At 58.0% G+C, this 26,510-nt stretch carries 18 protein-coding genes; 13 read left to right on the forward strand and 5 right to left on the reverse strand.

Annotation, left to right across the window (positions count from 1 at the left end):
* Positions 1–43 precede the first annotated feature (43 nt).
* The 7 genes from KYK14_RS07970 to KYK14_RS22430 all read left to right on the forward strand — a co-directional run bounded on the left by KYK14_RS07970 (position 44) and on the right by KYK14_RS22430 (position 10,627).
* The gene (locus tag KYK14_RS07970) at positions 44–1,444 is read left to right on the forward strand and encodes a toxin-antitoxin system YwqK family antitoxin (protein WP_219158329.1); all 1,401 of its coding nucleotides are present in this window, start codon (positions 44–46) and stop codon (positions 1,442–1,444) included.
* Between the two features lie 624 nt (positions 1,445–2,068).
* Positions 2,069–4,462: a TonB-dependent receptor gene (locus KYK14_RS07975; RefSeq protein ID WP_219158331.1), complete on the forward strand. Its 2,394-nt coding sequence runs from the start codon at positions 2,069–2,071 to the stop codon at positions 4,460–4,462.
* Between the two features lie 236 nt (positions 4,463–4,698).
* Complete coding sequence (locus KYK14_RS07980) at positions 4,699–5,355, forward strand: TIGR02117 family protein (RefSeq protein ID WP_219158333.1); 657 nt, start codon at positions 4,699–4,701, stop codon at positions 5,353–5,355.
* A gap of 178 nt (positions 5,356–5,533) precedes the next feature.
* Positions 5,534–5,899, forward strand: a complete 366-nt coding sequence (locus KYK14_RS07985) for a hypothetical protein (protein WP_185283247.1) — start codon at positions 5,534–5,536, stop codon at positions 5,897–5,899.
* Positions 5,900–6,049: 150 nt separating this feature from the next.
* Entirely contained in the window at positions 6,050–7,468 is a 1,419-nt protein-coding gene (hisS, locus tag KYK14_RS07990) for a histidine--tRNA ligase (RefSeq protein WP_219158335.1), read from the forward strand.
* A 7-nt stretch (positions 7,469–7,475) separates the two neighbouring features.
* A complete protein-coding gene (locus KYK14_RS07995) occupies positions 7,476–8,636 on the forward strand; it encodes an aromatic amino acid lyase (RefSeq protein WP_219158337.1) in 1,161 nt (386 codons plus the stop codon).
* A 65-nt stretch (positions 8,637–8,701) separates the two neighbouring features.
* Positions 8,702–10,627 (forward strand): T9SS type B sorting domain-containing protein, encoded by a 1,926-nt coding sequence (locus KYK14_RS22430; RefSeq protein WP_219158339.1) that lies wholly within the window; start codon positions 8,702–8,704, stop codon positions 10,625–10,627.
* 3 nt (positions 10,628–10,630) lie between these two features.
* Here the strand turns inward: KYK14_RS22430 and KYK14_RS08005 are convergent, their stop codons facing one another.
* Positions 10,631–13,432 (reverse strand): PAS domain-containing hybrid sensor histidine kinase/response regulator, encoded by a 2,802-nt coding sequence (locus KYK14_RS08005; protein WP_219158341.1) that lies wholly within the window; start codon positions 13,430–13,432, stop codon positions 10,631–10,633.
* Between the two features lie 731 nt (positions 13,433–14,163).
* On the opposite strand from KYK14_RS08005, the gene KYK14_RS08010 reads away from it, so the two are divergent.
* Positions 14,164–14,499: a YbaB/EbfC family nucleoid-associated protein gene (locus KYK14_RS08010; protein ID WP_185283242.1), complete on the forward strand. Its 336-nt coding sequence runs from the start codon at positions 14,164–14,166 to the stop codon at positions 14,497–14,499.
* The gene (locus KYK14_RS08015; RefSeq protein WP_246601738.1) at positions 14,489–15,580 is read left to right on the forward strand and encodes a glycosyltransferase family 2 protein; all 1,092 of its coding nucleotides are present in this window, start codon (positions 14,489–14,491) and stop codon (positions 15,578–15,580) included. The genes KYK14_RS08010 and KYK14_RS08015 overlap by 11 nt, the downstream gene beginning before the upstream one ends.
* 110 nt (positions 15,581–15,690) lie before the next feature.
* Here KYK14_RS08015 and KYK14_RS08020 read toward each other — a convergent pair whose 3' ends face one another.
* Positions 15,691–15,909, reverse strand: coding sequence for a PspC domain-containing protein (locus KYK14_RS08020; protein ID WP_185283241.1), 219 nt, complete (start codon positions 15,907–15,909; stop codon positions 15,691–15,693).
* A gap of 162 nt (positions 15,910–16,071) precedes the next feature.
* On the opposite strand from KYK14_RS08020, the gene KYK14_RS08025 reads away from it, so the two are divergent.
* From KYK14_RS08025 to KYK14_RS08035, 3 genes are all read left to right on the forward strand, one after another.
* Positions 16,072–17,877: a tetratricopeptide repeat protein gene (locus KYK14_RS08025; protein WP_219158343.1), complete on the forward strand. Its 1,806-nt coding sequence runs from the start codon at positions 16,072–16,074 to the stop codon at positions 17,875–17,877.
* A 162-nt stretch (positions 17,878–18,039) separates the two neighbouring features.
* Entirely contained in the window at positions 18,040–19,023 is a 984-nt protein-coding gene (locus tag KYK14_RS08030) for a pyruvate dehydrogenase complex E1 component subunit beta (RefSeq protein WP_219158344.1), read from the forward strand.
* Between the two features lie 268 nt (positions 19,024–19,291).
* A complete protein-coding gene (locus KYK14_RS08035; protein ID WP_219158346.1) occupies positions 19,292–19,831 on the forward strand; it encodes a DinB family protein in 540 nt (179 codons plus the stop codon).
* A gap of 152 nt (positions 19,832–19,983) precedes the next feature.
* Here the strand turns inward: KYK14_RS08035 and KYK14_RS08040 are convergent, their stop codons facing one another.
* The 3 genes from KYK14_RS08040 to KYK14_RS08050 all read right to left on the reverse strand — a co-directional run bounded on the left by KYK14_RS08040 (position 19,984) and on the right by KYK14_RS08050 (position 24,970).
* Positions 19,984–20,433, reverse strand: a complete 450-nt coding sequence (locus KYK14_RS08040) for an acyl-CoA thioesterase (protein WP_219158347.1) — start codon at positions 20,431–20,433, stop codon at positions 19,984–19,986.
* Positions 20,434–20,554: 121 nt separating this feature from the next.
* Entirely contained in the window at positions 20,555–21,892 is a 1,338-nt protein-coding gene (locus KYK14_RS08045) for a RagB/SusD family nutrient uptake outer membrane protein (RefSeq protein ID WP_246601739.1), read from the reverse strand.
* An 18-nt stretch (positions 21,893–21,910) separates the two neighbouring features.
* The gene (locus KYK14_RS08050; RefSeq protein ID WP_219158348.1) at positions 21,911–24,970 is read right to left on the reverse strand and encodes a SusC/RagA family TonB-linked outer membrane protein; all 3,060 of its coding nucleotides are present in this window, start codon (positions 24,968–24,970) and stop codon (positions 21,911–21,913) included.
* A 143-nt stretch (positions 24,971–25,113) separates the two neighbouring features.
* Here KYK14_RS08050 and KYK14_RS08055 point away from each other — a divergent pair, with 143 nt between their 5' ends.
* Complete coding sequence (locus KYK14_RS08055) at positions 25,114–26,313, forward strand: anhydro-N-acetylmuramic acid kinase (RefSeq protein WP_219158349.1); 1,200 nt, start codon at positions 25,114–25,116, stop codon at positions 26,311–26,313.
* The last annotated feature ends 197 nt before the right edge of the window (positions 26,314–26,510 follow it).

A 26,510-nucleotide genomic window follows, 5' to 3' on the forward strand; every position in this document is an offset into this window, starting at 1 on the left:
CTCGGCGGGAAATTTTCTACCCCAACTTTCCGTTCTTGCCAGCATGAAACGTTTGCTGTTCCCGCTGCTGCTGCTGCCTACCCTCGCCTACCCCCAGAAACTGCGCCGCCTGGTCACGTACCAAGACTCAACTAAAACGAGAGTGCGCGAGGTATACTCGGCCATTGTGGCCGGCGACACCGTGATGGAAGGCCCCTACAAGCGCTTCTACCGCTCGGGTGCGCTGGAAGCTCAAACCAGCTACCGCGCTGGCAAAGCAGATAGCGCCTATGTGGAGTTTTTTCCGGATGGCAAAAAGCGAGTAGAAGTGACCTTTCGGCAGGGCGAGCGGCAGGGCCCGTTCAAAACGTTCTACAACTCGGGCCAGGTGGCCCAGGAGGGCACCTACACCAACGACCAGCCCACCGGCACGCTGCGCTACTACCATCCGGATGGCAAAATCAAGATGGAAACTACCCTGGCCAACGGGCAGCCGGCAGGCACGGTGCGGGAGTTGTATCCGTCGGGCAAGGTGCGGTCCGAAATCACCTACGCCAACGGGCAGCCCAACGGACCATCCAAAACCTACTACGAAAACGGCCAGCTACAAAGCGAGTCGATGTACCGGGGCGGCTTGCTCACGGGCTCCTACAAAACCTACTACCCCAACAGCCAGGTAGAAACCGAGGTGCAGGCCGATGCTAAAGGCAAGGGCACCTACCGCAGCTACTACCCTTCCGGCAAGCTCCGCACCGAGGGCAGCTATGCCGCGGCTACCCTCCAGCAACGAGCCGTATCGAACCCATTGGGCGACAACAGCACCAAAGCCCCCACGGCCAACCTGGGCGGCACCAGCAACCTCGATGGTCCCGCCAAATCGTACTACGAGAGCGGAGCTGTAAAAAGCACGATGACCTATAAGAACGGCACGCTGGTAGGCACCCAAAAGGATTTCTACGAGTCGGGGAAGGTGGAACAGGAAATCGAGTACAGCAACCAGGCCCGCGACCGGAAGCTGACCACTTACTACCCAAATGGCGCCCTGAAGGCCGAGCAACAGTTCAAAAACAACCAACCGGTCGGCACGTGGCGCACGTTTTTCCCCGATGGCAAGCAGCCCCATTTTGTAGACCCCTACCAAAACGGCAAGCTGGTAGGCGAACGGCTGGAATACTTCGAGAACGGCACCATGCAAAGCCGCGTGACGTATGAAAACGGCCGCCCAACCGGCCTGAAGCAAGAGTTTTACCCATCGGGCAAGCTTAAGAGCGAAACCACTTACGCCAAAGGCCTGAAAGTCGGCCCCTACCGCCAGCTGCGCGAGGATGGTACTTTAGAGGAAGCAGGCGCCTTCCGCAACGGCAAGCAAACCGGCGTGTGGACGTATTACAAAGCTGATGGCAAAGCGGTACAGGAAAAGAAAACCTTCCGCAACGGGCAGGTAGTAGCACCGGGAGCCAAATAGCCAATTTATTCTGCCCCGAAGCGAAGGAGCATAAAAGAGGGAGTGAAAGGGAGCAGGCTAACTGATAAAGTTAGTTCTCCTTTTCACTCCCTCTTTTATGCTCCTTCGCTTCGTGTAAAATTCTTTAGTTAAAGTATATCAACTAAATAGCTATTCGCAGGCAACCGTGCTGTGAAACCTCGCATCTACCATATCAAATACCATTTCTTCCGGTCCATATATAGAAAAACGAAAATAAATTTACCTAGTACCTTGCGTTGCATAGTACCTTATACTACCTTTGAATCACTAACCTAAGATACCTGCTGTGGCGCCCGATTCTCTACCGGCGTCGCCCGCCACGGCCACCGGACACCGCCCCGCCAACCGGGTTGGGCTGCTGACTACGCTCTTGTAAAATTACACTTTTCCAAGTTATAGTCTTTGTGTTCTGGTTTGTGGAGCTGCTTGCAAGCGGCTTCCCTCCTGCGTGTGCGCTTACACTGGTGGTAATGCCCCTCCCCCCTGACGGAACCGCGGCCGTTGGGCTGGCCTCGCATTGCCGGATTTTTCATCCAACTCACCACTCCGATGAACTCCTTCCTGACTTTTCGCCGGGCACTGCGGTGCCTGGGGCTCCTCGTTATGCTCTTTCCGCTGACCGCCTGGGCCCAAACTGCTGGCACGATAACCGGCACGCTACTCGATGCCGCCAACAACCAGCCTCTCCCCTTTACGACCGTAGTGCTTCTGCAAGCGCGGGACAGCAGCCAAGTAGCCACCGGCACGCAAACCGCTGAAAATGGCACCTTTATCTTAGAGCCCGTGCAGCCTGGCTCCTACCTGTTGCGCACCTCGGCAGTGGGCTACGGCACCCTGCGCCGGGCGGTTACCATCACTGCCGCCGCGCCTACCATGCGTTTAGGCACATTGCGGCTGGCCTCTACGACCACCAAGCTAGGCGAAGTGACTGTGACGGGTGAACGGGCTGCTGTGGTGGATAACCTTGATAAGAAGGTAATTAACGTGGACAAGGACCTAAACAGCGCCGGCGGTACGGCCGTGGACGTGCTGCAAAACGTGCCCTCCGTGGCCGTGGACCAAAACGGGCAGGCTACCCTGCGCGGCGCCGACGTGGCCATCTACCTCGATGGCAAGCCGGCTCCATCCAACTTCCGGCTGGAGCAGTTGCCAGCCAGCCGCATCGAGAACGTGGAGGTTATTACCAACCCCTCGGCGCGCTACCCCGCGGCCGGTGCGGGTGGGGTCATCAACATCACGCTTAAAAAGCAGCAGAAAGACGGCTGGAATGGCCAGGCAGCCGGTATTCTGGGCACGCGGGAAAAGTATAACCTGTCGCTGAGCGCCAACCGCAAGCTGGGTAAACTCAACTTCTTCGGCAGCTACGATGCCAATGACAACCACTACCGGGGCGAATCGGATCTGCGCCAGGCGGCTACGGTAGAAGGCCTTACCACGCGCACCGACCAGAACGGCCGCAGCCTGCGCCACCAGCAATACCACGGCGGCCGCTTCGGGGTAGACTACGACCTCACAAAAGACCAGAAAATCACGGTTTCGGCCGATCTGAGCCAGAGCCGGGGTTCTTCGCGGGAAAATCTGAATACTATACTCACCCGTGGTACCGATGCCCCGCTGGCCTTGCGCAACCTGGGCTACTCCAACGAAAAGCAGCACCAATCGGTGTACTCGGTGGACTACCGCCGCACCTGGGCCGAGCACAAAGGCCGCGAGCTGACCGCCAACGTTAGCCTCGTAGATGTAGGCGTAGATGTGCAGGTAGGGCAGCGCGTGCTGGATGGCCCCGCCTCCTACCCCCGCCAGGAACGCCGGCAGCTGTATGGCGTAGGCATCAACGTACTGCAAGCCCAAGCCGACTACGTGCACCCGCTTGGCGAGAAAGGCCGCTTGGATGTGGGCCTGCGCAACGAGTCGTGGTGGTCGGATGGCACAACGGACTACCTCCTGCAATCCGGTGAAAACGAAGCCTTTGTTCGTCTTGACAATCAGTCGTTTGCCTATCGCTACCAGCAGCATGTGCAGGCCGGCTATGCCACCGCCCAGCAGGAATTTGGCAAGTGGAGTCTGCAAGGCGGGCTGCGGGCCGAGTACACTACCCTCGATGGGCGCGTGCTACCCAACACCGGTCAGTTCACCCAGCGCTACCTCAACCTGTTCCCCACGGCTACCTTGGTGCGCACCCTACCCGGCGACCAGCGCCTGCAACTCAGCTACTCACGCCGCCTCAACCGGCCCAACTTCATGCAAGTGCTGGCCCTACCCATCTACAACGACCAGCGCAACTACCGCATCGGCAACCCCGTGCTGCGGCCCGAGTTCATCAACTCGGTGGAGCTGGGCCACCAAGCCACCTGGAAGCAGACCTCGCTGACGACCACACTGTTCTGGCGCCAGACCACGGATGCCATCCAGGCCATCCGCGCCATCGACACGGCGGCTACTCGCCTCAGTGGCCAACCCGATTTCATCACCCGCACCAGCTACCAGAACTTCGGCCAAACCAACAACTACGGCCTGGAAATGTCGTTGAATCAGCCCCTTGCAAAGTGGTGGAAAATCACGGCCAGCGGCTCGGTATACCGCAATGAGGTGACCAGCTTCCTAGGCGACGGCCGCAACCGCAGCACCGTCACGGGCACGGCTCGCCTGATGAACAGCTTCACGCCCACCAAACAGCTTGATGTGCAGCTTACTGCTAATTATCGGGCGCCGCAACTCACGGCCCAGGGCCGCTTGGCTGCTTTCCACGGCATTGATGTGGCCCTGCGCCAGCGCCTGTTCGAAGACCGCGCCGCCCTTACCCTGCGGGTAAGCGACATCTTCAACACCCGTCGCAACTACACCCAACTGTATTCTGACGGCCTGGAATCCAACTTCCGCACCAAGTACGAAACGCGCGTGGGCTACCTCGGCTTCACCTGGTTCTTCGGCAACAGCAAGCCCTCCAAGAAAATCGACCAGGGGCCACAGGGCGGTGGCGGCGGTTTCGGTGGCTAAGGCTGATGAGTTGATGGGTTGATTATTGATGTGTTGGTGAGTTGATGTATCTGTTTCATCCTGAGCATTCCGCGCATCAAGCGGCGACGAAGGACCTTATGCCAGTTGAACGAGTCGTTGGTACGCCAGTCGTTCTTACAAGATAAGGTCCTTCGTCGCCGCTTGATGCGCGGAATGCTCAGGATGACACAGATACATCATCACACAAGCACATCAGCTTATCACCTCATCACCCCATGCCGCTTGCTGCCCTGGTTTTATTGCTGCTCACCGGCACGCTGGTGCCCATCAACCGGAAATTCCGCGAAACACCCGGAGGCATTCCGGTTTTTGTGGCTTCCAACGGCTTGCATACCGATGTGGTGGTGCCCACCCAGGATGCGCGCACGGGCCTCGACTGGCGGCCATTGCTCACCGCGTCGGGCCAGCCGGCACGGCCGGCGGCCTACCCCTTCGTGGCGTTTGGGTGGGGTAACGCGGGGTTTTACCGCAGCTCCCGTGGCGGGCACACGCCGGGCGTGGGCACTACCCTGCGGGCCGCCCTACCCTCGCCTACCTTGCTGCACGTGAGTTGGTGTGCCGGGCCACCGCAGCCCGGTACCCGCGTAGCAGCGTTGCGCATTTCGGCCGCGCAGTATGAGGCCCTGGCGGCTACCATCCGGGCCTCGTTTCAGGCTGATTCTGTGGGGCGCTTTGTGCCGGCCGTTATGCTTGGCTACACTGCTCAGGACCACTTCTTTGAGGCACGCGGGCGCTACCATGTACTGCGCACTTGCAACGACTGGACGAACCGCATATTGCGGCGCGCTGGCCTGCGCGCTGCCCTTAAAGCGCCGCTAGCCGGTTCTGTACTTTACCAAGTACAACACGTTCCTAAAACAAGGAACCATTAAAGCACTTGAATAATAGTATGTTAGTTTTTATGCCGGTTTATCGGATTATTTTGATGAAAACTGATAATTTTCGATAAAAAGCTACTTTTACGTGCACTTTATATGAATCTAGCCGTTTAAGTATCATTATTCTCACTGCTCTTGCATTCGGGGTAGTAACGAATCGATCCAAATTACGATGCTGCATATTCACCGCGACCCACTGCCCGACCGCTTCCTGCTGATTCCGGCTTCCGATTCTTCGGAGTCGGCGGAGTTGGATTTATCACGGTCGTTGCACCGGGCTTCGCGTAGCGACAAACCCTCTATTTGGCTCGACTGTAGTCTGATTACGGATCAGCTTTCGGAAGATGCTGTGGACATTCTGTTGGCCTACTCTTTCATGCTGCGCCAGCAAGGTCGGCAGTTGGTACTTTGCCACGCTAATGAGGCTATTCAGGCCGAATTTGCCCGCCACGACGAGGCCTCCCAGCCCAGCATTGTCTCCACCCTCCTCGATCAGCCCGACACGGAATCCGGGCAGGTCCACCATATCAGCTTGTAGCCCCAGGCATCGGTCTGCCGGTCGGGTTTGTGTACCTTCGCGGTTTCATTCACTTTAATGGATTAAAAGGGAAGAGTTGAAAATTAAGAATTAGCTAACTGGCTTATAGCTGGCTTTTTTAATTCTTAACTTTTGATTCTTAAGTTTTAATTGAATCAGATGAAACCTAGCATACCGCAAGGTACCCGCGACTTTGGACCGGCCGTAGTGGTCCGCCGCAACTATATTTTTGGCATCATTCGCCGCACGTTCGAGAAGTTTGGCTATGCTCCGCTCGAAACCCCTACCCTCGAAAACCTGTCGGTGCTGACGGGTAAGTACGGCGAGGAAGGCGACCAGCTGTTGTTCAAGGTGCTCAACTCGGGCAACTTCCTGAAAAAGCAGAAGGGCGATGTGGTGAAAGAGGAAGTGACGCCCGACGACTTGCTCGCCGGTGCCAAACAGGTGCTACCCAAAATCGCGGAGAAAGGCCTGCGCTACGACCTGACGGTGCCGTTTGCCCGCTACGTGGTGATGAACCGGGGCACGCTCACGTTCCCCTTCAAACGCTACCAGATCCAGCCCGTGTGGCGCGCCGACCGCCCCCAGCGCGGCCGCTACCGCGAGTTCTACCAGTGCGACGCCGACGTGGTGGGCACCGACTCGCTGCTCTGCGAGGCCGAGATTGTGCTCATGATGTCCGAAGTACTGAACGGGCTGGGCCTGACTGACTTCACCATCAAAATCAACCACCGTCGGGTGCTGAGCGCCATTTACCAGGCGCTGGGCGGCGAGGGCACCGAAACTACCCTGTTCACGGCCATCGACAAGCTCGACAAAATTGGGCAGGAAGGCGTAGAGAAAGAGCTGCGTGAGAAAGGCTTCAGTGACGACGCGCTAGGCCGGTTGTTTGCGTTACTGGGCGTAGAGGGCACGTTTGGCGAGAAGCTGGAGCGCTTGCAGGCCGCTTTTGTTACGGCTGGGGTAGCGCCCGAAAACGAAGAAGGCTACAAAGGCCTGGAGGATCTGGCACGCGTGCAGGAGCTGCTGCAAGGCTTTGGCTTCTCGCAGTTCGACCACTTGGATTTCGACGTGACGCTGGCCCGCGGCCTGAGCTACTACACGGGCTGTATCTTCGAAATCAAGATCAACAATGTGAACATGGGCAGCGTGTCGGGCGGCGGGCGCTACGACAACCTGACCGGGGCCTTTGGCCTGCCGGGCGTATCGGGGGTAGGGTTTTCCTTCGGCGTCGACCGGCTCTACGATTGTCTCGACGAGTTGCAACTTTTCCCCACCGACGCCACCACTACCACGCGCTGTCTGCTGGTTAATTTCGACGCCGAGAGCGAAACCGCCGTGCTCCCCGTGCTGCGCCAGTTGCGCGACGCTGGTATTGCCAGCGAGCTGTACCCGGAGGCCGGTAAACTGAAAAAGCAGTTTCAATACGCCGACCAGAAAGGTATTCCTTACGTGCTGCTGCAAGGCTCGGAGGAACGGGCGGCTGGGCAGTTCAAGCTGAAAACCATGCGTACCGGTGAAGAACGGACTGTTTCGCTGGCTGATGCACTCGCGGAGCTAACAAAGTAAGACACGTATGGCCGAGGACTTCCTCCTTACTCCTACCACTCCGCTCACGCTGCCTACCCTGCGCACACTGCTAGCCAGCGATGCCCGCGTGGTGACGGATGCTGGCGGTGTTCCAACTTCCAGCCCGGACACTACAGCGTCGGCTGCACCGCTCCTGGCGGCCGCCTGCGGGGTAGGCGCCGAAGTGCCTGGCGAGTTGGTGCGCCTCATGTTGCTGCTCCAAGCCGGGCAGCAGCAGCGGCGCGGTGCTTCGGCCGCCACCGTGCGCCGCCTACTCGACTTCTACAACCGCGAGGTGCTACCCGTGGTCTACCAGCAAGGCGGCGACCAGGCTGGGCTGGCCCATTTGAGCCTGCCCCTGTTTGGCTTGGGCGAGGTGAACTACCAGGGCTACCGCCTGCAAACGAGCGACGTACTGGAGCTATTTGGCTGGGCACCCCTGCCACAAGCTGATGCGGACGCGACAATGCTACTGACCGGAGCGAGTTTCACGCTGGCCTACGCGGTGCGGGCGTGGCTACGGGCTGAGCACCTGCTGTTGGTGGCTGACAAGCTCAGCTCCTTGTCGTTGGCTGTGTTGCGGGGTGGTGAAGAGTTAATTGCTTCGCCTACCCATACAGCCTGCCATGCGGCGCTGGCCTATGTGCAGCAAGCCATAGAGGCAGCGTTTACTGCTCCTACCCCCGATAAGCAGCCTACCCTGGCAAGCAATCTTCCCACACCAGCCGCGGCAGACATTTCGTTGGCCCTGCGGACACTGTTGCTGACGGTAGCCGAGTTGGGTAGCCACTCGGCCGGGCGCACGGAACAGCTGCTACAAAGTGCATCTCATACGCTGGCCGGCCTACGCCACCCGGTTGGCAGCTTACTGCGGCAGAATAATCAGCTTTGCGCCGTGCTGCTGTCAGCAGATAGCCGCTATAGCAACCCCAGCGCTGATGTCGCACTCAGTACGTATCAGCTACTCGACAACGCGGAGCAATTGCTTGGTATTGAGTTAGTCTTGACTTCGCAACAGCTACCTGCGCAGCCGCCAGACGCGGCACACTTGGTACTGGATGCCCGCGAAAAACTACCGCCGCTCGTTGAGCAGCAGCTTGTGTACCCGGTAGTGCACGCAGCCGCGCAGTTTGTGCGCCGTTACGCTCATCCGGGTCAGGGTGTTTAAGCTGGGCTTATCTATTCTTCGACTGTTTCAGACACGCAATCAGGCTTGGCCGCCGTTAACACTTCGTGAAACTCTACCAACTCTTTTTGTGTGGATTGCTGAACATCGTCGGGCTGACGGCGGCACGGGCGCAATGCCCTACCTCACCGCCCTCGGAGCAGGCGCGCTTCCGGTTTTTTGACGTCGAAACCAAACAGGAAATCACCGACCGGTTTTTGTGTGTGGGCAAGCGCATCCGGATTGTAGATGCCAGCAATCCGCGCCTCGTATCCGGCCAGGTGTTTTACCAGTGGCAAGCCAGCGTAGCGTGCCGCGGATTTACAGATACCACCTCGTTTTACACCCCTACCACCGCCGGCCCGATAGTACTGACGGTCAATATCAACCAGAACCAGACGGGTGGCGGCTCCTCGGGGCTGTTGGTGGCGTATCCGGCTTTTGAGGTGAAAACTTCGCCACCGCCTACCTTCTCGCTCGTGAGCTGCACGCCGGGCGCGGTGCAAGTCACCATCACCGACCCTACCTACGACCGGTATACGGTGCAGGTAGGCAGCGGCCCGGCCGTGGCGGCTACCCGCAATACAACGACTACCTACCCTGTTCCGGCCAGCAGCCCCAGCACCGTGACTGTGGCAGGCTACTACGTGGCGGCTACCCTGTGCAGCAACACGGCTACGCAGTCGTTTACGCCGCCCGCTCTGGCCCAGGCAGCGCAGTTTCAGCGGCTGAGCCTGAACGGCACCACGGCCCAGCTCACGTTTGCGGGGTTGCAGGCTGGGTATCAGTACAGCTTGCAGCTGCGCGACGCCAGCGCGCCCGGCGGCTACCGCACCCTGACGGCTCTTTCGGCGGCGGCTTCCACCTACTCGCTGCCCAATGCAACTGTGCCGGGCTGCTATCGACTACTGCAAACAGATGCCTGTCAGCCTTCCGTTACCAACCTACCATCCAACGAGCTGTGCACGGTGGCTCTCACTGCCACTGCCCAGAATAACCAGAACCTACTTACCTGGACCACCGACCAAGCCGGGCCTTTTGAGGTGGTGCGCGATGGGCAGGTAGTAGCACAGCTGCCCGCCGGCACCACCCGCTACGCCGATGCGGCCGTGACGTGCGGCACCAGCTACGCCTACCGGGTGCGGGCCACTGGCGGTGGCGTATCAGAATCCAGTGAGGTGCGCGCAACGGCGGTTTCGACGGACGCGCCACCCGCGCCGGTGCTGCTGGCCAGCTATACGCTTCGCAATCAGGTAGAACTGTCGGTGAGCGGCCCTGCAAGCGGCAGTTTGCAGTATACCTACCTGCGCGATGCCGCTACGCTAGCTACCACCACGGCCCGTTCATTGCATGATTCCACGCAGGCGACGCCAGCGCGGGCGTGCTATACGGCCACCGTGCGCGATGCCTGCGGCAATACCTCAGCTCCCAGCGCAGCCGTATGCCCCGTCGTCCTGACGGCTGAATCTACTATCCCAGAAGGTACCACCGTGCGCCTGACCTGGACGGCTCTCGGTGCGCCTACCCCCGCCATGCCGGTCACCTACCGCCTGCTCACTCTAGCCCCCGACAATACGGTGCTTAATGCTCGCGTCGTGACGCTGCCTACTACCCTCGACCAGCCCACAGCCGACCAACAGGTACTGCGCTACCGGATAGAGGCCACAGGAGGCGGCCTGCCGGCGCCCAGTTATTCCAACGTGGCCACGGTGGCGCGTCGCCTGCAAGTAGTCATTCCCAACGCGTTTTCGCCCAATGGCGACGGCCAGAATGATGTCTTTGGCGTGAAAGGCCGCTTTCTCGGCCCTTTTCTACTGGTAGTGGTAGACCGAAGTGGCCAGGAGGTATTTCGGGCCACCGACCGTTCCCAGACCTGGGATGGCCGCATAGGCGGGCGCCTACCAGTACCTGCTACTTATGTATGGCGCTTCGAGGCAACGGATGCCACTGGCCAACGCACGGTAGACCACGGCACCGTCACGATTTTGCGGTAGTGTTTACTTTGGTTGTGTACTGGCCAATGGTGGGTATTCGCTGATAAGCTGTACGAGCAAGCGGCACAGGTCGTCTTCCTCAAAGGGTTTGGTCAAGCAGGCATTCATACCAGCAGCCAGATAGCTGGCTCGATCTGCTTCGAATGCATTGGCTGTCAGTGCAATAATAGGCACGCCGGCCCGCCGCTCATTGGTGCACAGCCGGATGGCCTGAGTTACTTCTACCCCACTCAATCCCGGCATCTGGATGTCGAGAATAGCTGCGTTGTAGTCGTTTTCTTGTAGTTGTGCCAGCGCATCGAGGCCATTACCCACGGCGTATACCAGCACGCCCCAGTGCTCCAGCATCACAGTGGCCAGCCATTGGTTCACCATGTTATCTTCGGCCAGCAGCACACGCACCCCATGCAGCTCCGGGTAGCCGGGAGCGGCTGGTTGCTCGGCTGGTTGGTTGGTGGCCGTAGTGTCTTCGGCGCGGGGCAGCGAGAGGACGAACGAAAACGTAGTGCCCTCGTTGGGTAAGCTGCTCAGCAACAGTGTACCGCCCATATAGCGCACCAGCTGTTCGCTGATAGCTAACCCCAGGCCGGTCCCCCCAAACCGCCGACTGGTTTCGAGGCTGGCCTGTGCAAAGGTCCCGAAAATAGCCTCCTGCTGCTCAGGCGCGATGCCTATGCCCGTATCTGTCACCCAGAAGCGAAGTGTTAGGGCTGTGCTATTTTCGGCCAGCACGGTTACCCTTAGCTGCACGCTACCCTGCTCCGTGAACTTGATGGCATTACCGAGCAGGTTGAGCAGCACCTGGCGCAGGCGGTAGGCATCGCCAAGTAAGCGAGGAACGGGGGCGCAGTCCAATGGCTGAATAATCAACTGCAACCCTTTTTCGATGGCTAAAGGGGCTACCGTTTGACTAACCGCTTCCAGCAGCACATCCAGGCTAAAGGCCGCCTGATCCAGTTCCAGATGGTTGGCCGTTATTTTCGCCATGTCCAACACGTCATTAACCAGCGCCAGCAAGTGCTGCCCAGCCCGCTGCATCGTAGATAGGTATTCCTGCTGTTGGCTGGTGAGCGGGGTTTTCTCTAGTAGGGCAGCCATGCCCAGTACCCCATTCAGTGGCGTTCGTATTTCGTGACTCATACGTGACAGAAACGCTTCTTTCGCGCGCGCGTTGTCTTCTGCCTCCTGCTGCGCCTTTTTTAACGCTGTGATATCGGTGCTGACTATTAACAATTCTGGCTCTTTGCCCAGCTGCGGCAGAGGATGCATGTACGTTTGCAGTATGCACGTTTCACCCGAGGCCATTTCCAGTGGCATTTCCGTCGTCAGCGACTTCTGCGACGTTAAGACCTGTTCACCCAGCTTACGAATCTGCCGAAGCTGCTGCTTCACAACAGCAGTTTGCTGACTTGCGGGCAGCATATGCTGGCTACGGGCGGCCATTTCATCGAAAGCTGCATTCCGGAATACTACGTCATTGTTGGCATTCTTCACGTAGATAACGCTGGGTAGCGAGTCTACGATAAGCCGGATAAAGGCTTCCTGCGCCCGCACCTGGGCCTCGGCCTCGCGCTGTCGTTCTTCGGCCGCATACCGGGCCGTGATGTCAATCCCCGATCCTACCACCATCTGCAAGTCACCCACAGCGTTGATGACGGGGCGCAGGTGGCGCAAAATGCGTTTGTTGCCGGCAGGAATCTTAATGGTTTCTTCCCACAGCACATCCGTACGGGTTTCTAACGCCTGCTGGAAACGTTCTTTTCGTTCCTGTGCCAGTTCCATAGAGCGCCCCCGAAGGTTAAAATACTCGTCGCTGGTCAGGCCCAGTATCTGCTGGCGCACCTGTGCATCAGAGATGGACGAAGGATTGGTGAACAGGAAGCGGTGTTGATCGTCGAATACGGCTACGTCAACCGGCAGCAGATTCAGGATAGACTCATAGAACTCCCGTTGCCGTGCTGCGGCCTCCTCCGCCTCTTTGCGCTCAGTGATGTTCAGGCCGGAACTGACGACCATGCGCACATTTCCATCGGGTCCCATGATGGCCCAGCTACGCCGCAGCCAGTATTGCAGTTTACCGGTGGTATGATCAAGCAAATGCTCCTCCCACACCGACTCGCGCCGGTTGCCTATTGCTTCGGCGAATGCCCGCTCGCGCTGTTGAATCACCTCTTCTGGCCGCTGCCGCATCTGGCACAACTCACGGGTAGTTTTGCCCAGCATCTGCTGCCGCCGAGCGGGGTCTGGCTCTACAGTAGGGTTCACGAACAGGTACCGATGTTCCACATCGAATACTACTACCCCTGCGGGTACCTCCATCAGAATAGTTTCGTAGAACAGTTGTTGCTCCAACAACGCCTGCTTGGCCTGTAAAATCGTAGTGACATCGGTTAAGTAATACGTAACGCTGGTTTCGTCAGGCGTGGCACCGTCTACCATCAGCACATAATGCCGTTCGCCTACCGTCAGCTTTTGTATGGGCTGCTCCGAAGCTGAAGCCGCTAGCGCCCGCAGACGCTGTGGCAACCTATTGTGCGCCTGCAACAACGTATTGCCGGCTCTATTGGCCCAGCACAACGTATCATCCACATTCACCCGCAGAATTGGGTTGGGGTTTTGTTCTAAGACGTGCGTCAGCGTATGGAGAGTAGCAAATTGGGATGAGGTGGCAGCCAGTTGCTGTTCGAGTGCCGCTATACGGGCTTCAGCTGCAGCCAGCGCTTCTTCGGCCCGAAGCCGGCCGGTCTTCTCCGCTGCGATATAGGCAGCGCATTGCTTAGGGGTAGGTGGTAGCACTGTATCCATAGAATGCCTAACATCTAGACTACTTAAAACATACCATTTGCAGACGCCTGCAGATATATGGAGGACATTGTTTGCCCACAAACTACGCCAATACATTACCCAACTTCGCGATTTCCACCTATAGTACACCAAGGTGTACTACCGTCCCAATTTGGTTGATCCTTTTCGCCTGTATGAGTATATACTCCTTTAGTAGGCTTAATGGCTACGCATGAACCAAATAAGCAAGCATATTGGTCGGTCCAGAGGATTACCTAATTAGCTTGCTCGCTGTAATTTGCTGCTCATATCATATCCTAATTTTATTGCGGCTAAGGTGCTTACCACGGAACGTGACGGCCCCACAGGACCGCAGTTGTTTTCTCATTAGCGCATTTCAATTCCCTGAATTAGATATCTAATCCTGGGCTAGCGCCGTTATGGAGCGGTTGTATAGTAGAATCCCGACTCAACAATTGCCCGCACTACCTTAAAACGGCTCCCCGCTTATTGTATTGCTGGTTACTACTCTACCCTCAAGAGCTAACAAGCCATAGGCATACGGCGTCCCGCTTCATTTCGCGTAAATTGCGCCCGCCGCAGCTTCCTTGCCACTTGGCGGATGGAGCATAGGCGGTTTGGGAGCTTTCGGTATGAGCACGGCTAGCACGGCTGCCACTTCTCGCCGTCAGCTGCGAGCTATTTCTTTTCAAGAACCGCGTTTCTAATGAATACGCACAGATTGTACGACTATGTTTGATATGATGGGCATGATGGGCAAAGTGAAAGAGCTGCAAGAGAAAATGCAGCAGGCCCAGGGTGAGTTGCAGTACCTGACCGCTACGGCCGAATCGGGTGGGGGCTTGGTGAAGGCTACCGCCAACGGCCAGCGCCGGTTGCTGAAGCTGGAAATTGATGAGTCGCTGCTGACGCCGCAGGACCGCGATATGTTGGCTGACCTAGTGGTAGCGGCCGTAAATAAAGTGATGGAGGATGTAGGCGAACAAGCCAAGCAGGAGCTGAAAAGCAAAACTTCCGGCCTGCTACCCAACCTACCCGGTCTCGACCTGAGCAACTTTGGCCTCTGATACCGCCTCCACGCCCGGCCCGTGCGCCGACGTGGCCGTAGTCATTCTGAACTGGAACGGGCGCCGCTGGCTGGAACAGTTCCTACCCACGGTGCTGGCCCATGCCGACGGCGCCACAGTGGTAGTAGCCGATAATGCCTCTACCGACGACTCGGTGGAACTGGTAGAGCGTGCTTTTCCGCGGGTTCAACTCATTCAAAACATTGCTAACCTAGGCTTTTGCGAAGGATACAACCAAGCGCTGGAAGTCTTGCACACCACGGCAGCGTTTCGCTATTATGTGTTGTTGAACTCCGATGTGGAGGTGACGGCCAACTGGCTGCCGCCCCTGCGCGCGCTGCTGGAGCAGCAGCCCAGCGTGGCCGCCGTGCAGCCCAAAATCCGGCAGTATAGCGCCGATGTGGTGGAGCGGGCGCAGTTTGAGTACGCCGGTGCCGGCGGCGGCTACCTCGACCGCCTGGGCTACCCTTTCTGCCGGGGCCGCCTGTTCGACACGCTCGAAACTGACCGCGGCCAGTACGACGACTCGCGCCCTGTGGCGTGGGCTACCGGCGCGTGCCTGCTGGTGCGCGCCACGGCCTGGCACGCTATGGATGGACTGGATACCGCCTATTTTGCCCACATGGAAGAAATCGACTTGTGCTGGCGCCTCTGGAACGCCGGACACGAGGTGTGGTACCACGGTGGCAGCACCGTTTTTCATGTGGGCGGTGGCACGCTGGCGAAGTCCAATCCGCACAAAACCTACCTTAATTTCCGCAACGGCCTCGCGCTGGTCTACAAAAACTCCACGGCGGCCGAGCTACCGGGCGTGCTGGTGCAGCGCCTCCTGCTTGATTGGGTAGCCGCTTTACGCCTACTCACCCAAGGGCAAGTAGCCGATTGCCGGGCTGTATTGCGGGCGCACTGGTATGTTGCGCGTCACGTACGCGGCTGGCAGCAACGACGGCGCCAGTTTCCGCCCCGGCTGCGCATCGACGAACGGCTTGGCGTATACCGGGGTAGTTTGGTATGGGCGTATTTTGCCAAGGGAAAGCGTGCATTTCCAGCGCTGAGCCGGAAGCTGTTCAACAAAGCGTAGCAGCTTCATAGTAGAGGAAACACCCTTTTCTCTATCGAACCCATAGAACACAGAAGGCCCGAGAAAGCTGGTTCGCAGGCCCTATCGTAGTGGTGTTTCGTGCGTGTTATCTACAAATCCCACACGGTGTAGCGCTGGCGGCGCATGGCTTGGCGTACGTTCATCCAGAACGCCAGCACGAAATACAGCACGATGGGCGAGCCAAACGTGAAAAAAGATGCGTAGACAAACGACAGGCGTACGCTGCTGCGGGAAAAGCCTAAGCGATTTCCCAACGCATTGCACACGCCAAAGCTTTGCTTTTCGATGAAATCCGTAATTCGTCTCATGGTTTCTCGTTCGATAAGCGTGTATAGTACTCTAGCAGAAAGTCAAAATAACAGTATTTCAGCCAGGTCGCAAGCTCAACTGCGCAAATCGGGCAAAAACGCAGCCTTTAGGCAAGCTTTTGCGTTTGTTGACCGACCTTTCGTCTGCTTTATCCTCACCGTATGAGAAACTCGCTGCGCTTTGTACCTGCTTTGCTGACCGTAGCCGTCTGTGTGCTACCGGGTTGTACGTTGCCCCGGATGCTAAAGGTTGCGCAAAATGGGCAGCAAGTGCGCGTGGCGCCGAGTGTGCTGGAAAGCAACGGCGAAAATGTCTTGTTTGAAGTGACGGCGAAAGTGCCAGCCCAGCACCTGCACAAAGGCGCCGCCTACCAGTTGCAATTTGCCTACCGCTACAACAACGGCCTGTACCAAGACACGGTAGGCACGCTGCGTTTTATCTCGGGCGAGTACGTATACGACGATTCGGTGAAAAACCAGTTGGTCATTCGGCGGCAGTTGTCGTTTCCGTATGCCCAGCGCAAATCGCCGGGCGAGTTGGTGGTGCTGCCCGTGGCGCGCGAGTTGAAGCCGGGCGGCAAGCAGCTGCCCGGCAAATCTTTTGTGGCGGCCCGTGGCATCGTAACGACGGACCGCCTGGTGGTGCGCGAGGATACGGCCATTGCCCTCCTACCCGAGTCGATAGACAACAATATGAGCGGCACGCGGGTGCTGCCGTTTTTCTTTGATGCGGGCCAAGCTAAAATTCGCAACTACCTGGGCACCAACGTAGCGGCGTTGGAAGATTTCATTGAGGCAAACCAGCAAACCGAAAAGGTGATGATTGCGGCCGGTCACTCACCCGATTCCCTTGACCGCCACGACCCGCACCTAGCCGACAAGCGCGTGCGTGTGCTGCTGGACTACTACAAGCACCGCGTCGATACGGATTCCTACCTCAACGCAGTCAAGAACATCGACTTCGAAACCCAGGCTTACCACCGCCGCTGGGACCTGTTCCTGACAAAGGTGCAAAGCTCGGCCCTCAAGCCTGCGCAGATCGATTCGGTGGTGCAGCTCATCAACGATACGCCCGGCACTTACGCCCAGAAAGAGCAGAGCCTGCACCAGCTCAGCTACTTCGACTACATCGAGCAATACATCTATCCGGTGATGCGCTTCGGCACGGTGGCCGTGAAGTACACCGCCCCCAAACGCTACGATTCGGAAATTTACCTGCTTTCCAAGAAGATAGTGGAAAAGCAGACTGAGCTGGATGCCCTCACGCCCGAGGAGCTGCGCTACTCGGCCCAGCTCACACCTCTGCTGGCCGAAAAGCAACGCATCTATGAAACGTCGGCCGCGGCCACGGGCAACTGGCAGTCCTACCACAACCTAGCGGTAGTGCTACTGCAACGCGCAGAGAAGGAGCCAACTGACAAAGTGCGGCGGGCCTACCTACGCCGGGCGGCCGTCAACTTCACGCTGGCCGCGCACCGCAACCCCACGGCTCAGCAGTTTTTCTACGTAGCCACCGCCTACCATCGCGCCAACGACCGGCTAGAGGCCCTCCAGAACTACGACTATGCTATTAAGCTGGGCGGCCCGCGGCCGTTGCTGGAAAAAGTATTCGCTGATAAAGCAGCGTTGGAAATTGAAGTTGGTCAGCTCAGTGATGCTTATGCCAGCCTGGGCTACTCCGGTTCATCGTATCAAAACACCATGAACCGGGCGCTCATCTATCTATTGAAAGGCAACTACCCCGACGCGGCCAGCATTTACCAGCAAGCGCAGGGAATGCGCCCCCAAGACGCACTGGTGCATTACTGCCTGGCCGTAGTAGCCGCCCGCCAACGTAACGAAGCCGCCGTGGGCACCTTGCTCCGCCAAGCCGTGCAGCTCGACCGCAGCTATGCCAACCGCGCCGTGGAAGACCTCGAATTTGCGGAGGTAGCGAAGTCGAAAGCATTTCTGGAAGCGGTGCGGTAGGAAATAATCTGTCATCCTGAGCATGTGGCGCATTAAGCCACATGCTCAGGATGACAAAAGGTAGGATACGAATCCGATTTGCCCAACCCGGCTAGTAGTCGTAGCTTTACGGGCCGGATATTGCCGGTTTTTCTGTTTTCTGATTGTTGTCATTTACTGTCTATGCGGACTATTCAATTCCGGGAAGCCCTGCGCGAAGCCATGACGGAGGAAATGCGGCGCGATGAGCGCGTGTTTCTGATGGGCGAAGAAGTTGCCGAATACAACGGCGCCTACAAAGTGAGCCAGGGTATGCTCGACGAGTTCGGCCCGGAGCGCGTGATTGATACGCCCATTGCTGAGCTGGGCTTTGCCGGCATTGGGGTAGGCGCGGCAGCCAACGGCCTGCTGCCCATCATCGAGTTCATGACGTTCAACTTCTCGCTGGTCGCTATTGACCAAGTGATTAACTCGGCCGCCAAAATCTACTCCATGTCGGGTGGGCAGTACTCCTGCCCCATTGTATTCCGCGGCCCTACGGGTAGCGCCGGCATGTTGTCGTCGCAGCACTCGCAGAACTTCGAGAACTGGTTTGCTAACACTCCAGGTCTGAAGGTAGTAGTACCTTCTGACCCTTACGACGCGAAAGGCCTGCTAAAATCGGCCATCCGCGACCCCAATCCCGTGATTTTCATGGAGTCGGAGCAGATGTACGGCGACAAGGGCGAGGTGCCCGAGGAAGAATACCTGCTACCCATCGGCAAAGCCGCTGTGAAGCGCGAAGGCAAAGACGTGACGTTGGTGAGCTTCGGAAAAATGATGAAGGTAGCCTTCGGCGCTGCCGAGGAGCTGGCCAAAGATGGCGTGGACGTGGAGGTAATCGACCTGCGCTCGGTTCGTCCTATCGACTACGATACCATCATCGAATCGGTGAAGAAAACCCACCGCCTCGTGATTGTGGAAGAAGCTTGGCCGTTAGCCAGCATCAGCGCCGACATCGCCTTCATGATTCAGCGCCGCGCCTTCGACCACCTCGATGCCCCCGTGGAGCGCATCACCTGCGCCGACGTGCCCCTCCCCTACGCCCCTACCCTGATTGAAGCCTCCCTGCCGAACGTGTCGCGGGCTATCAAGGCTATCAAATCCGTGATGTACGCGGAGAAATAAAGGCGCGTACAATCTCCCGTCATCCTGACGAAGGAAGGACCTTATCTCACCAGAACGGCGTGTCCGGCTGAGATAAGGTCCTTTTGTGTTACGTATAACGATAGAAGTTATCAGCAGAACGTCATTCCGAGCCTGTCGAGGAATCTCGCCTGCTCCCGCTAATGCTCTAGTGATTGAATTAGTGCTGCATGCGAGATTCCTCGACAGGCTCGGAATGACGGCCTTTTTTATTCTTTGATTTCCTGCCCTACCCTCTTTTTCCTACACAATGAATTACCGCCTGAGCATCCGCCTGGAGCAACTGGAACGTGCTACTGAACGCTTAATTCAATCGGCGGAGGCGCTGGGTGAGCGGGCGCACCAGTCGCCGGGACCGGGGAAGTGGTCGGCGGCGCAGGTGGTGCAGCACTTGCTGATTTCAGAAACTGGCATCAATCAGTATCTAGAGAAGAAAGTTCTGGAGGCCGAGGGCTTGCAACACGCTGGGCTAGGGCACTTTTTGCGCAGCCGAGTATTGCGGGTCCTGCTGCGGGTACCGTTTATGCGTTTCAAGGCACCCACCTATCTCGCCTCCAAGATGCCCGTGTCGGCCCCACCCCTACCCCAGCTACGCCAACAATGGGCTAGTGTGCGGCGGCGGCTGGAGCAGCTTTTAAATGAATATCCGGAACATCTGATGCGCCGCGCTATCTTCAGACACCCGCGTTCGGGCATGCTCACCATCGCGCAAACGCTGGATTTTATGGTAGACCACGTGCTACATCATCAGAAGCAGCTAGAGCGCATTGCAAAAGTGGTGAAGTTGTGATTTGTGGATTCCGGATAGAATTACAGTTTTCATCCTGAACGCAGTGAAGGACCTTATCACGGCAGAACGATTATCGTAACAACGACTCGTTCTAGCGTGATAAGGTCCTTCACTGCGTTCAGGATGAAAACTGTAATTGTGTACTCTCTTTCCTATTTCGCCTCTTTCACGATATCCTGGTAGCTCTCGTGGCGGGCGGCGCTGGCCATAGCGGCAGCTAGCTCGGCGGGTGGCACCGTGAGCTTGCGGCGCTGCAAGTCCAACCAGGCGCCATCTACGGTGACGGTGGCCGCTACTACCCCATCGGGCTTGCGAATAGTGTGGATGATGCGCCAGCGCGAGCCGTCTGCGTTCAAGCCAGCCACTTCCGATGACACCGTGATGGACTCGCCCAGACGTACTTCACGCATGAAACGCGTGTCTTCCCGGAACAGAATCGGCCCCAATTGGTGCTCCGCGAAATACTGCATCGTGAAGCCCGCTTCGGACAAATATTCCAGACGCGTGTGGGCGGCATAATCGGTATAAGCCGAGTGGCGCATGTGGCCGTTGGGGTCCATATCAGCCCAGAGGGCGGTGTAGGTTTTTTCGTAGGCGGGCATAGATACAGAGGAAAATGTTGGGGAATAAAACGGGGAAGTATTCTGGTTGTTCAAAAAACAGCCCCGTCGGGTTTCCGACGAGGCTGTTTTTCTTGACATAAACTTTCGTTGCCTACCCTAGCTAAATAGCCGGATCCTCGGGTACGTTGGGGTTAGTCAAACGTTCTTGCTGGGGGTAAGGATAAAAGTTGCGGGTGCGCTCGATGAGTGCGGCGGGTGGCGCTGGGCGTCCCAGACGGCGGCTGTCGGGTAGGCGCAGGCCGGTCATGAACAATTCGGCGGCCCGCTGCCGGTAAATTTCCGTGAGCAGGGCATCGGCGGTTACGGCGCCAGCGTAAGCGGGCAGCGCGGCTCCTACCCCAAACGCGTCGTCGCTGGGGGCCTGGGTGCGCACGGCGTCGATGAGCGTCACGGCCTGAGCTAGGTCGCCGTTCTGGCGCACAATGGCTTCGGCCTGAATCAGGCGCATCTCGTCGGGCAGATAGATGGGAATAGAGGTATTCTGCAACGCGAAAAAACCGGCCACCGAGCGCAGCGTATCGCTGCCTAGCAGCGGGTCTTGCACCACATTGGTAGGATTGGTTAGGTAAAAGCTCAGGCGGGCATCGCGGCGGTTGACCAGTGAAGCGGGTAGGCCAAACAGGTTGCGGGGCCGGAAATTCCTACCAAACACAATGCTTTGGTAAATTGGGTTGGGATTCTGCGCGTTGTAGACGAAGGCCGACTTACTTCCCAGGTTTACCAACGCGGCGGCCGCCGCGGCCGCCGCGTAGTTGCCAGCGGCCAGGTTATAGCGCGCCCGGTGGGCATTGATAGTATTAGCCAGGTCCAGCGTGCCCGCCGTGACTTTGGTGGTAAACTCCGCCGAGGGCGCGGTGGCCGTAATGAGTTGTTGGGCCTCGCTGAGCAGGCGAATGGCCTCGGCCAGCAGTTGGGTGCGCGGCACAAACGTGGCTTGGCCTGAACGGTCGGAATTAAGCGGGGCCTGCTCGAAATTCTGCGCCAGTGTGCCCAGCGCAATAGCTTTGAATAGGTTGGCGTGGGCCAGCACCGCGTCGCGGGTGGCGGGGTCGGCACTGAGTACGGTAGGGGCGTTGGCCTGCAAGTCCTCGGCCATCGACATCACCCGGTAGAGCTGCGACCAGAGGTTGCCCACGTAGCTGTTGAAGTTGGGTAGGGCGGCAGTGCCGGTTTCAATTTCCAGCACGCTGGTGAAGGTAGCCACGCCGCGTAGCTCGCGGGTGGTAGCGCCCGGCCCCAGAATAACGGAACCCAGTGTGTTGTTAGCGTAGTACTGGCGCATACCCACGCTCAGGGCCAGCAGGCCGTCGCGGGTGGTGAGCACCACGGCGTCGGAGGGGCTATTGGGATTCGGAATGTTTAGGTCGCAGCCGGGCGCTGTGAGCAGCAGCAGACTGCCGGCCGCCAGTGCGGCCAATCGGGTTCTATAGCGTTTCATCAGAGAAAAATCAGCAGGTTAGAAGGAAGCACTCAGGCCCAGGCGCACGGTGCGCGGAATGGGCACCTCCACGAAGTCGAAGCCGCGCACTACGGTGCTCTGGCCGGCCGCGTTTATCTCGGGGTCGTAGCCGCTGTAGTTGGTGAACACGAACAGGTTGCGGCCCGTTACGGTAGCGCGTATGTTCTTCAACCCCAGAAACTTCGGTGCAAACAGGTAGCTCACCGAGGCCTCACGCACCTTCACGAAAGACCCGTCTTCAATCCAGTTTTCAAAGATGCCAAACAGTGCCGCGCTGGTGCCCTTGGGTACGTCGCCACGCAACTCGGCTTCGTAGCCGGCTAGGCCGCCGTAGAGGTCCCGGTCGCCCACGCGCCGCGTGAAGTTGAACACGTCGAAGCCCTGCACCGCGTCTAGCTGCACCCGGAAGGAGAGCTTCTCGTTCACCGTCACCTCGTTAATCAGCGAGGCCAGATACTTGGGGTTGGGGTTGCCAATGACTTTGTTGAGCACGGAGCCAGTAGGCTGGCCAGCCGCGTTGCGCTGCGGCACCCCGTTCACACCCAGCTCGCGTTGGGGTAGGCCGGCCGCGTTCAGCAGCAACGACCCATCGGGGTTGCGGGCGAAGTAAGTGCTGTAGAACACGCCCACAGGCTGACCGTTCACAGCGGCCACTTGACCAAACCCGCCATCGAATGGTAGTACACCGTTGCCCTCTATGCCATTCACCTCGTTGCGGTTGTGGGTAAAGGTGCCCGTAATATTCCAAAGCACTTTAGATGTTTGAATAGGCACAGCACGCACCAACAACTCCACGCCACGGTTGTCCATAGTCCCCACGTTTTCGTTGCGGTTGAGGTAACCTGTGCTGGGTGAGAGCGTGCGGTTGAGCAGCAAGTCCGTCACGTGTTTATCAAAATACGTGGCCTCTAGCCCTACCCGGTTGTTGAACAAACCGATATCGAAGCCCAACTCAAACTCCCGTTGGCGCTCCGGGATCAGCTGATTACCCAGTCGGGCACCTGGATACAGTCCCTGCTGTCCGCCTAAGCTCACCGGCGCATACAGTGTATATTGTCCGTAGGGGTCTAGGGCTGTGAGGTTGCCGGCTTGGCCCCAAGAGCTGCGCAATTTCACCTGCGGAACCAGTTCGCCCAAGCGGCCTTCTTTCCAGAATTTCTCTTCCGATAACAGGTAGGAGCCGCTGGCTTTGAGGTAGCGCTGCCAGTTGCGGTCCTGGTTGAGGTTGTCGTAGAAGGGTGAGGCGGCATCGAAGCGAATGGCGCCTGTGAGGTATAGGCGCTGACCCAACCCAAAGGTTTGCTGCAAGAAATAGCCTTCTATTCGGCGCTCGGCCCGATAGTCGTTGGCCAGATACGTGCCGCCCGTAGACACCTCTACCCCCGTCACCAATTGCTGCGACGCAATACTGGTGAGCATAGTGCGGTCGTACTGCCAGGTGCCGCCCAGCGAAGTAGTCGACTCCAGCCAGTCGGCGAAGGTACGGCGGTAGCCCAGTGTCAGGTCGTTGTTGTATTGCAGCACCGTTTGGTCGCCGCGGCGAGCATAGCCAGCCGAGTAGGTAGGCGTAGTGTTGCCGGGCGGAATAAAGGCCGTGCCAATCTGCGTGTAGGTATCAAAACCAAACACGTTGTCTACGGTAAAGCCTTCGAAGGGCGTGAGGTTTAACTGGACATCGCCAATCACGCGCGAGGTGCGCTGCTGAAACTTAAACCGGTTAATGGCCTCCAGCGGATTCGTGCGCGTTACGATGCTGGTAGGCGTGGTGCTGGGGTAGACGCCCGTGGCCTCATTGGGCTGCGGGTTGATGAAGTTATTGCTGAAGATGAAGCCCGTTAGCGCCCCATAGGCCTCATTGATGCCGCCGTTGGGCACTTCATTGCTGGTGCTGAGCGTGTAGCTGGCGCCGCCCGAAATGCTGGCCCAGTTGGTGAGCGTCTGTTGCAGGCGCACGCGGCCGGTGTTGCGGTTGAAATCAGTAGCATCGATGATGCCCTGGTTTTTGAAGTAGGAGCCCGACAGCGTGTACTTGGTGCTTTGGTTGCCACCTGATATCGACGCGTAGTTTTCGGTGCCGATGGCCGTCCGGAAAATCTGGTCCTGATAGTCGTAGCGCTCCACGGGCACCTGCGTCAAGTCGGTAGCAGTGGTGTTGGCAAAGCGGAACGGGTATCGGTTGTAGTCCAGCTTCTTGCGCAGTTTCGACACGATGAACTCGCTGGAAACCGTAACGGAAGGCTTGCCTTCCTTGCCGCGTTTCGTAAAAATCTGCACGACCCCGTTGGCCGCCCTAGATCCGTAGATAGCAGCGGCAGCGGCGCCTTTAATCACCTCAATGCGTTCAATATCATTGGGGTTGATATCGGCCAAGCGGTTTTGCGCATAGCCACCCAAGTCTAGTAGCGCCGGCGAATCATTGTTGATAATCACTCCATCAACCAAATACAGTGGCTCCGATGAGCCCAACACCGTGCTGGTGCCACGCAGGCGCACCGAAATACCCCCGGCCGGGTTACCCGAGTTCTGCGAAATCTGTGCGCCGGCTATCTTGCCCTGCAAGGCCTGGTCAATCTGGGTAGGGGCGCCGGCCGTTAGCTCGCGCCCGCCTACTGTACTGATGGCATTGCCAAGCTGCTGCTTGCTAGTGGCTACGGAGGTACCCGTCACCACCACTTCTTTCAGTCCGATGAGGTCCTGCCGCAACTGCACATTAGCCGTAACGGTAGGGTCGGCACCCAGCGTAATGGTTTGAGTGCTGTTGGCGTAGCCTACCGAGCTGACTACCAGTTGATACGTACCCGGCGCAACGGCCGCACGCAGGTCGTAGACACCATCTGCGTTGGTAGCGCCGCCCAGCACCGTGCCCGTGAGGCGCACCGTGGCGCCCGGTACACCCTGGCTATTCGAAATATCCGTAACGGTGCCTCGGATGGTATACGTAGTGTTCTGCGCCCAGGCAGGCATACTGCCAAGTAGCAATAGCAGCAGCCACCAACTGGCAGCCCTCCGTGGCGGACCAAGTAGGCGTGTAGAAAGGGAAGCGTAGTGTTTGGTCATGCAGTAAAAGATTGGGGTGAAAGAAAGATAAACTGGTTGCGTGAGCCACTACTGTATGGCGTACATTCTCAGTCAATTGCTCAATGTAAGTGGTTTTGCCTTTTCTTGCAGCGCTTTCCCGGTACTTCCTTCCTCCTTTTTTCATGAATCCTAATCTACTTCACCTCCTCCGTATTGCCCAACAGCCCGCACGTCGGATCATCGGTCTGATGTCGGGCACCTCTCTCGATGGACTTGATGTGGCGCTGTGTCGGTGCGAGGGGAGCGGCATCCACACGCGGGTGCAGGTGGAGCACTTCCACACGGTGCCCTACCCCGAGGAGGTAAAGAACCAGATTCGGGAGGTGTTTGCGAAGGCCGAAATCAGCTTCGAGCAGTTGTGCCTGCTACACCCCTGGATTGGCAACCTGCACGCCGATATGGTGCTGGACTGCCTGCGCCAGTGGCAGGTAGCGCCTACCGAGGTCGACTGCATCGCAAGCCACGGCCAGACCGTGTACCACGCGCCCCGCCACCAGCACGGCCGCCCCGATTTTCCCAATGCTACCCTCCAACTCGGCGACGGTGACCACGTGGCCGTACGCACGGGTATCCTCACCCTCAGCGACTTCCGACAGAAGCACCTAGCCGCAGGCGGCGAGGGTGCACCCCTAGCCGTGTACGGCGACTACCTTCTGTTTTCACAGCAAGGCGAGGACCGAATCTTACTGAACATGGGTGGTATTGCTAACTTCACTTATTTACCTGGTTCCCTGCAATTGGCCGAAATATTTTCCACCGATGTTGGCCCCGGCAACACCTTGCTCGACGCTTTCACACAACACTACTTCCCTACCCTCAGCTACGACGCCAACGGCGCGTTGGCCTCCCAAGGCCAAGTGCACGAAACCTTGTTGGCCGCCCTCCTCGACCATCCTTTCTTTCAGGCTGACTTTCCGAAGACCACTGGCCCGGAGCTATTTAATAAGGAGTATGTGCAGCAAGCACAGACGCGCAGCGGCACACTGGCTCCCTCGCCCCACGATTTACTGGCTACCCTCACCCAGTTCAGCGCCGAGAGCATCGTGCGGGCTTTGGAGCGGTGCTTTCCTGTTCCCAATCTTACTGTTTACGCTAGCGGTGGCGGTATGCACAATCCCGTGCTGATGACCGCGCTACGCCAGCGTCTACCCCAGTGCCGTTTCACCACCACCGATGAGCTAGGCATCCTGCCTGATGCCAAAGAAGCCGTACTATTTGCCGTACTAGCCAACGAAGCGCTGGCTGGTACGCCAGAAACCTTTCAGGGCGGCCAGGCTGGTAATCCTGCCGTGAGTATGGGCAAGATTTCTTTTGCTCGGTGAGATGGTGAGTAAAAAGACGTGTGTCATCCTGAGCGCAGCGAAGGACCTTGTCACAATAGAACGACAATCATAACAACGACTCGTTCAACGGGCACAAGGTCCTTCGCTGTGCTCAGGATGACACACGTCTTTTTACTCACCACCTCACCATCTTACAGCAGCGTAAGGCGAACCAAGTACTGGTCCTGCTCGTCGTG

Origin of the sequence: Hymenobacter profundi (assembly GCF_019334315.1) — a bacterium.
Classification (GTDB): Bacteria; Bacteroidota; Bacteroidia; order Cytophagales; family Hymenobacteraceae; genus Hymenobacter; species Hymenobacter profundi.

Coding starts and splice junctions, on each gene's coding strand:
- KYK14_RS08050 (WP_219158348.1), bottom strand. CDS start 24,970: ATGACCAAACACTACGCTTCCCTTTCTACACGCCTACTTGGTCCGCCA.
- KYK14_RS08005 (WP_219158341.1), bottom strand. CDS start 13,432: ATGGATACAGTGCTACCACCTACCCCTAAGCAATGCGCTGCCTATATC.
- KYK14_RS08045 (WP_246601739.1), bottom strand. CDS start 21,892: ATGAAACGCTATAGAACCCGATTGGCCGCACTGGCGGCCGGCAGTCTG.
- KYK14_RS07980 (WP_219158333.1), top strand. CDS start 4,699: ATGCCGCTTGCTGCCCTGGTTTTATTGCTGCTCACCGGCACGCTGGTG.
- KYK14_RS08030 (WP_219158344.1), top strand. CDS start 18,040: ATGCGGACTATTCAATTCCGGGAAGCCCTGCGCGAAGCCATGACGGAG.
- KYK14_RS08035 (WP_219158346.1), top strand. CDS start 19,292: ATGAATTACCGCCTGAGCATCCGCCTGGAGCAACTGGAACGTGCTACT.
- KYK14_RS07985 (WP_185283247.1), top strand. CDS start 5,534: ATGCTGCATATTCACCGCGACCCACTGCCCGACCGCTTCCTGCTGATT.
- KYK14_RS07975 (WP_219158331.1), top strand. CDS start 2,069: ATGCTCTTTCCGCTGACCGCCTGGGCCCAAACTGCTGGCACGATAACC.
- KYK14_RS07970 (WP_219158329.1), top strand. CDS start 44: ATGAAACGTTTGCTGTTCCCGCTGCTGCTGCTGCCTACCCTCGCCTAC.
- KYK14_RS08010 (WP_185283242.1), top strand. CDS start 14,164: ATGTTTGATATGATGGGCATGATGGGCAAAGTGAAAGAGCTGCAAGAG.
- KYK14_RS08020 (WP_185283241.1), bottom strand. CDS start 15,909: ATGAGACGAATTACGGATTTCATCGAAAAGCAAAGCTTTGGCGTGTGC.
- KYK14_RS08025 (WP_219158343.1), top strand. CDS start 16,072: ATGAGAAACTCGCTGCGCTTTGTACCTGCTTTGCTGACCGTAGCCGTC.
- KYK14_RS07995 (WP_219158337.1), top strand. CDS start 7,476: ATGGCCGAGGACTTCCTCCTTACTCCTACCACTCCGCTCACGCTGCCT.
- KYK14_RS08055 (WP_219158349.1), top strand. CDS start 25,114: ATGAATCCTAATCTACTTCACCTCCTCCGTATTGCCCAACAGCCCGCA.
- KYK14_RS08040 (WP_219158347.1), bottom strand. CDS start 20,433: ATGCCCGCCTACGAAAAAACCTACACCGCCCTCTGGGCTGATATGGAC.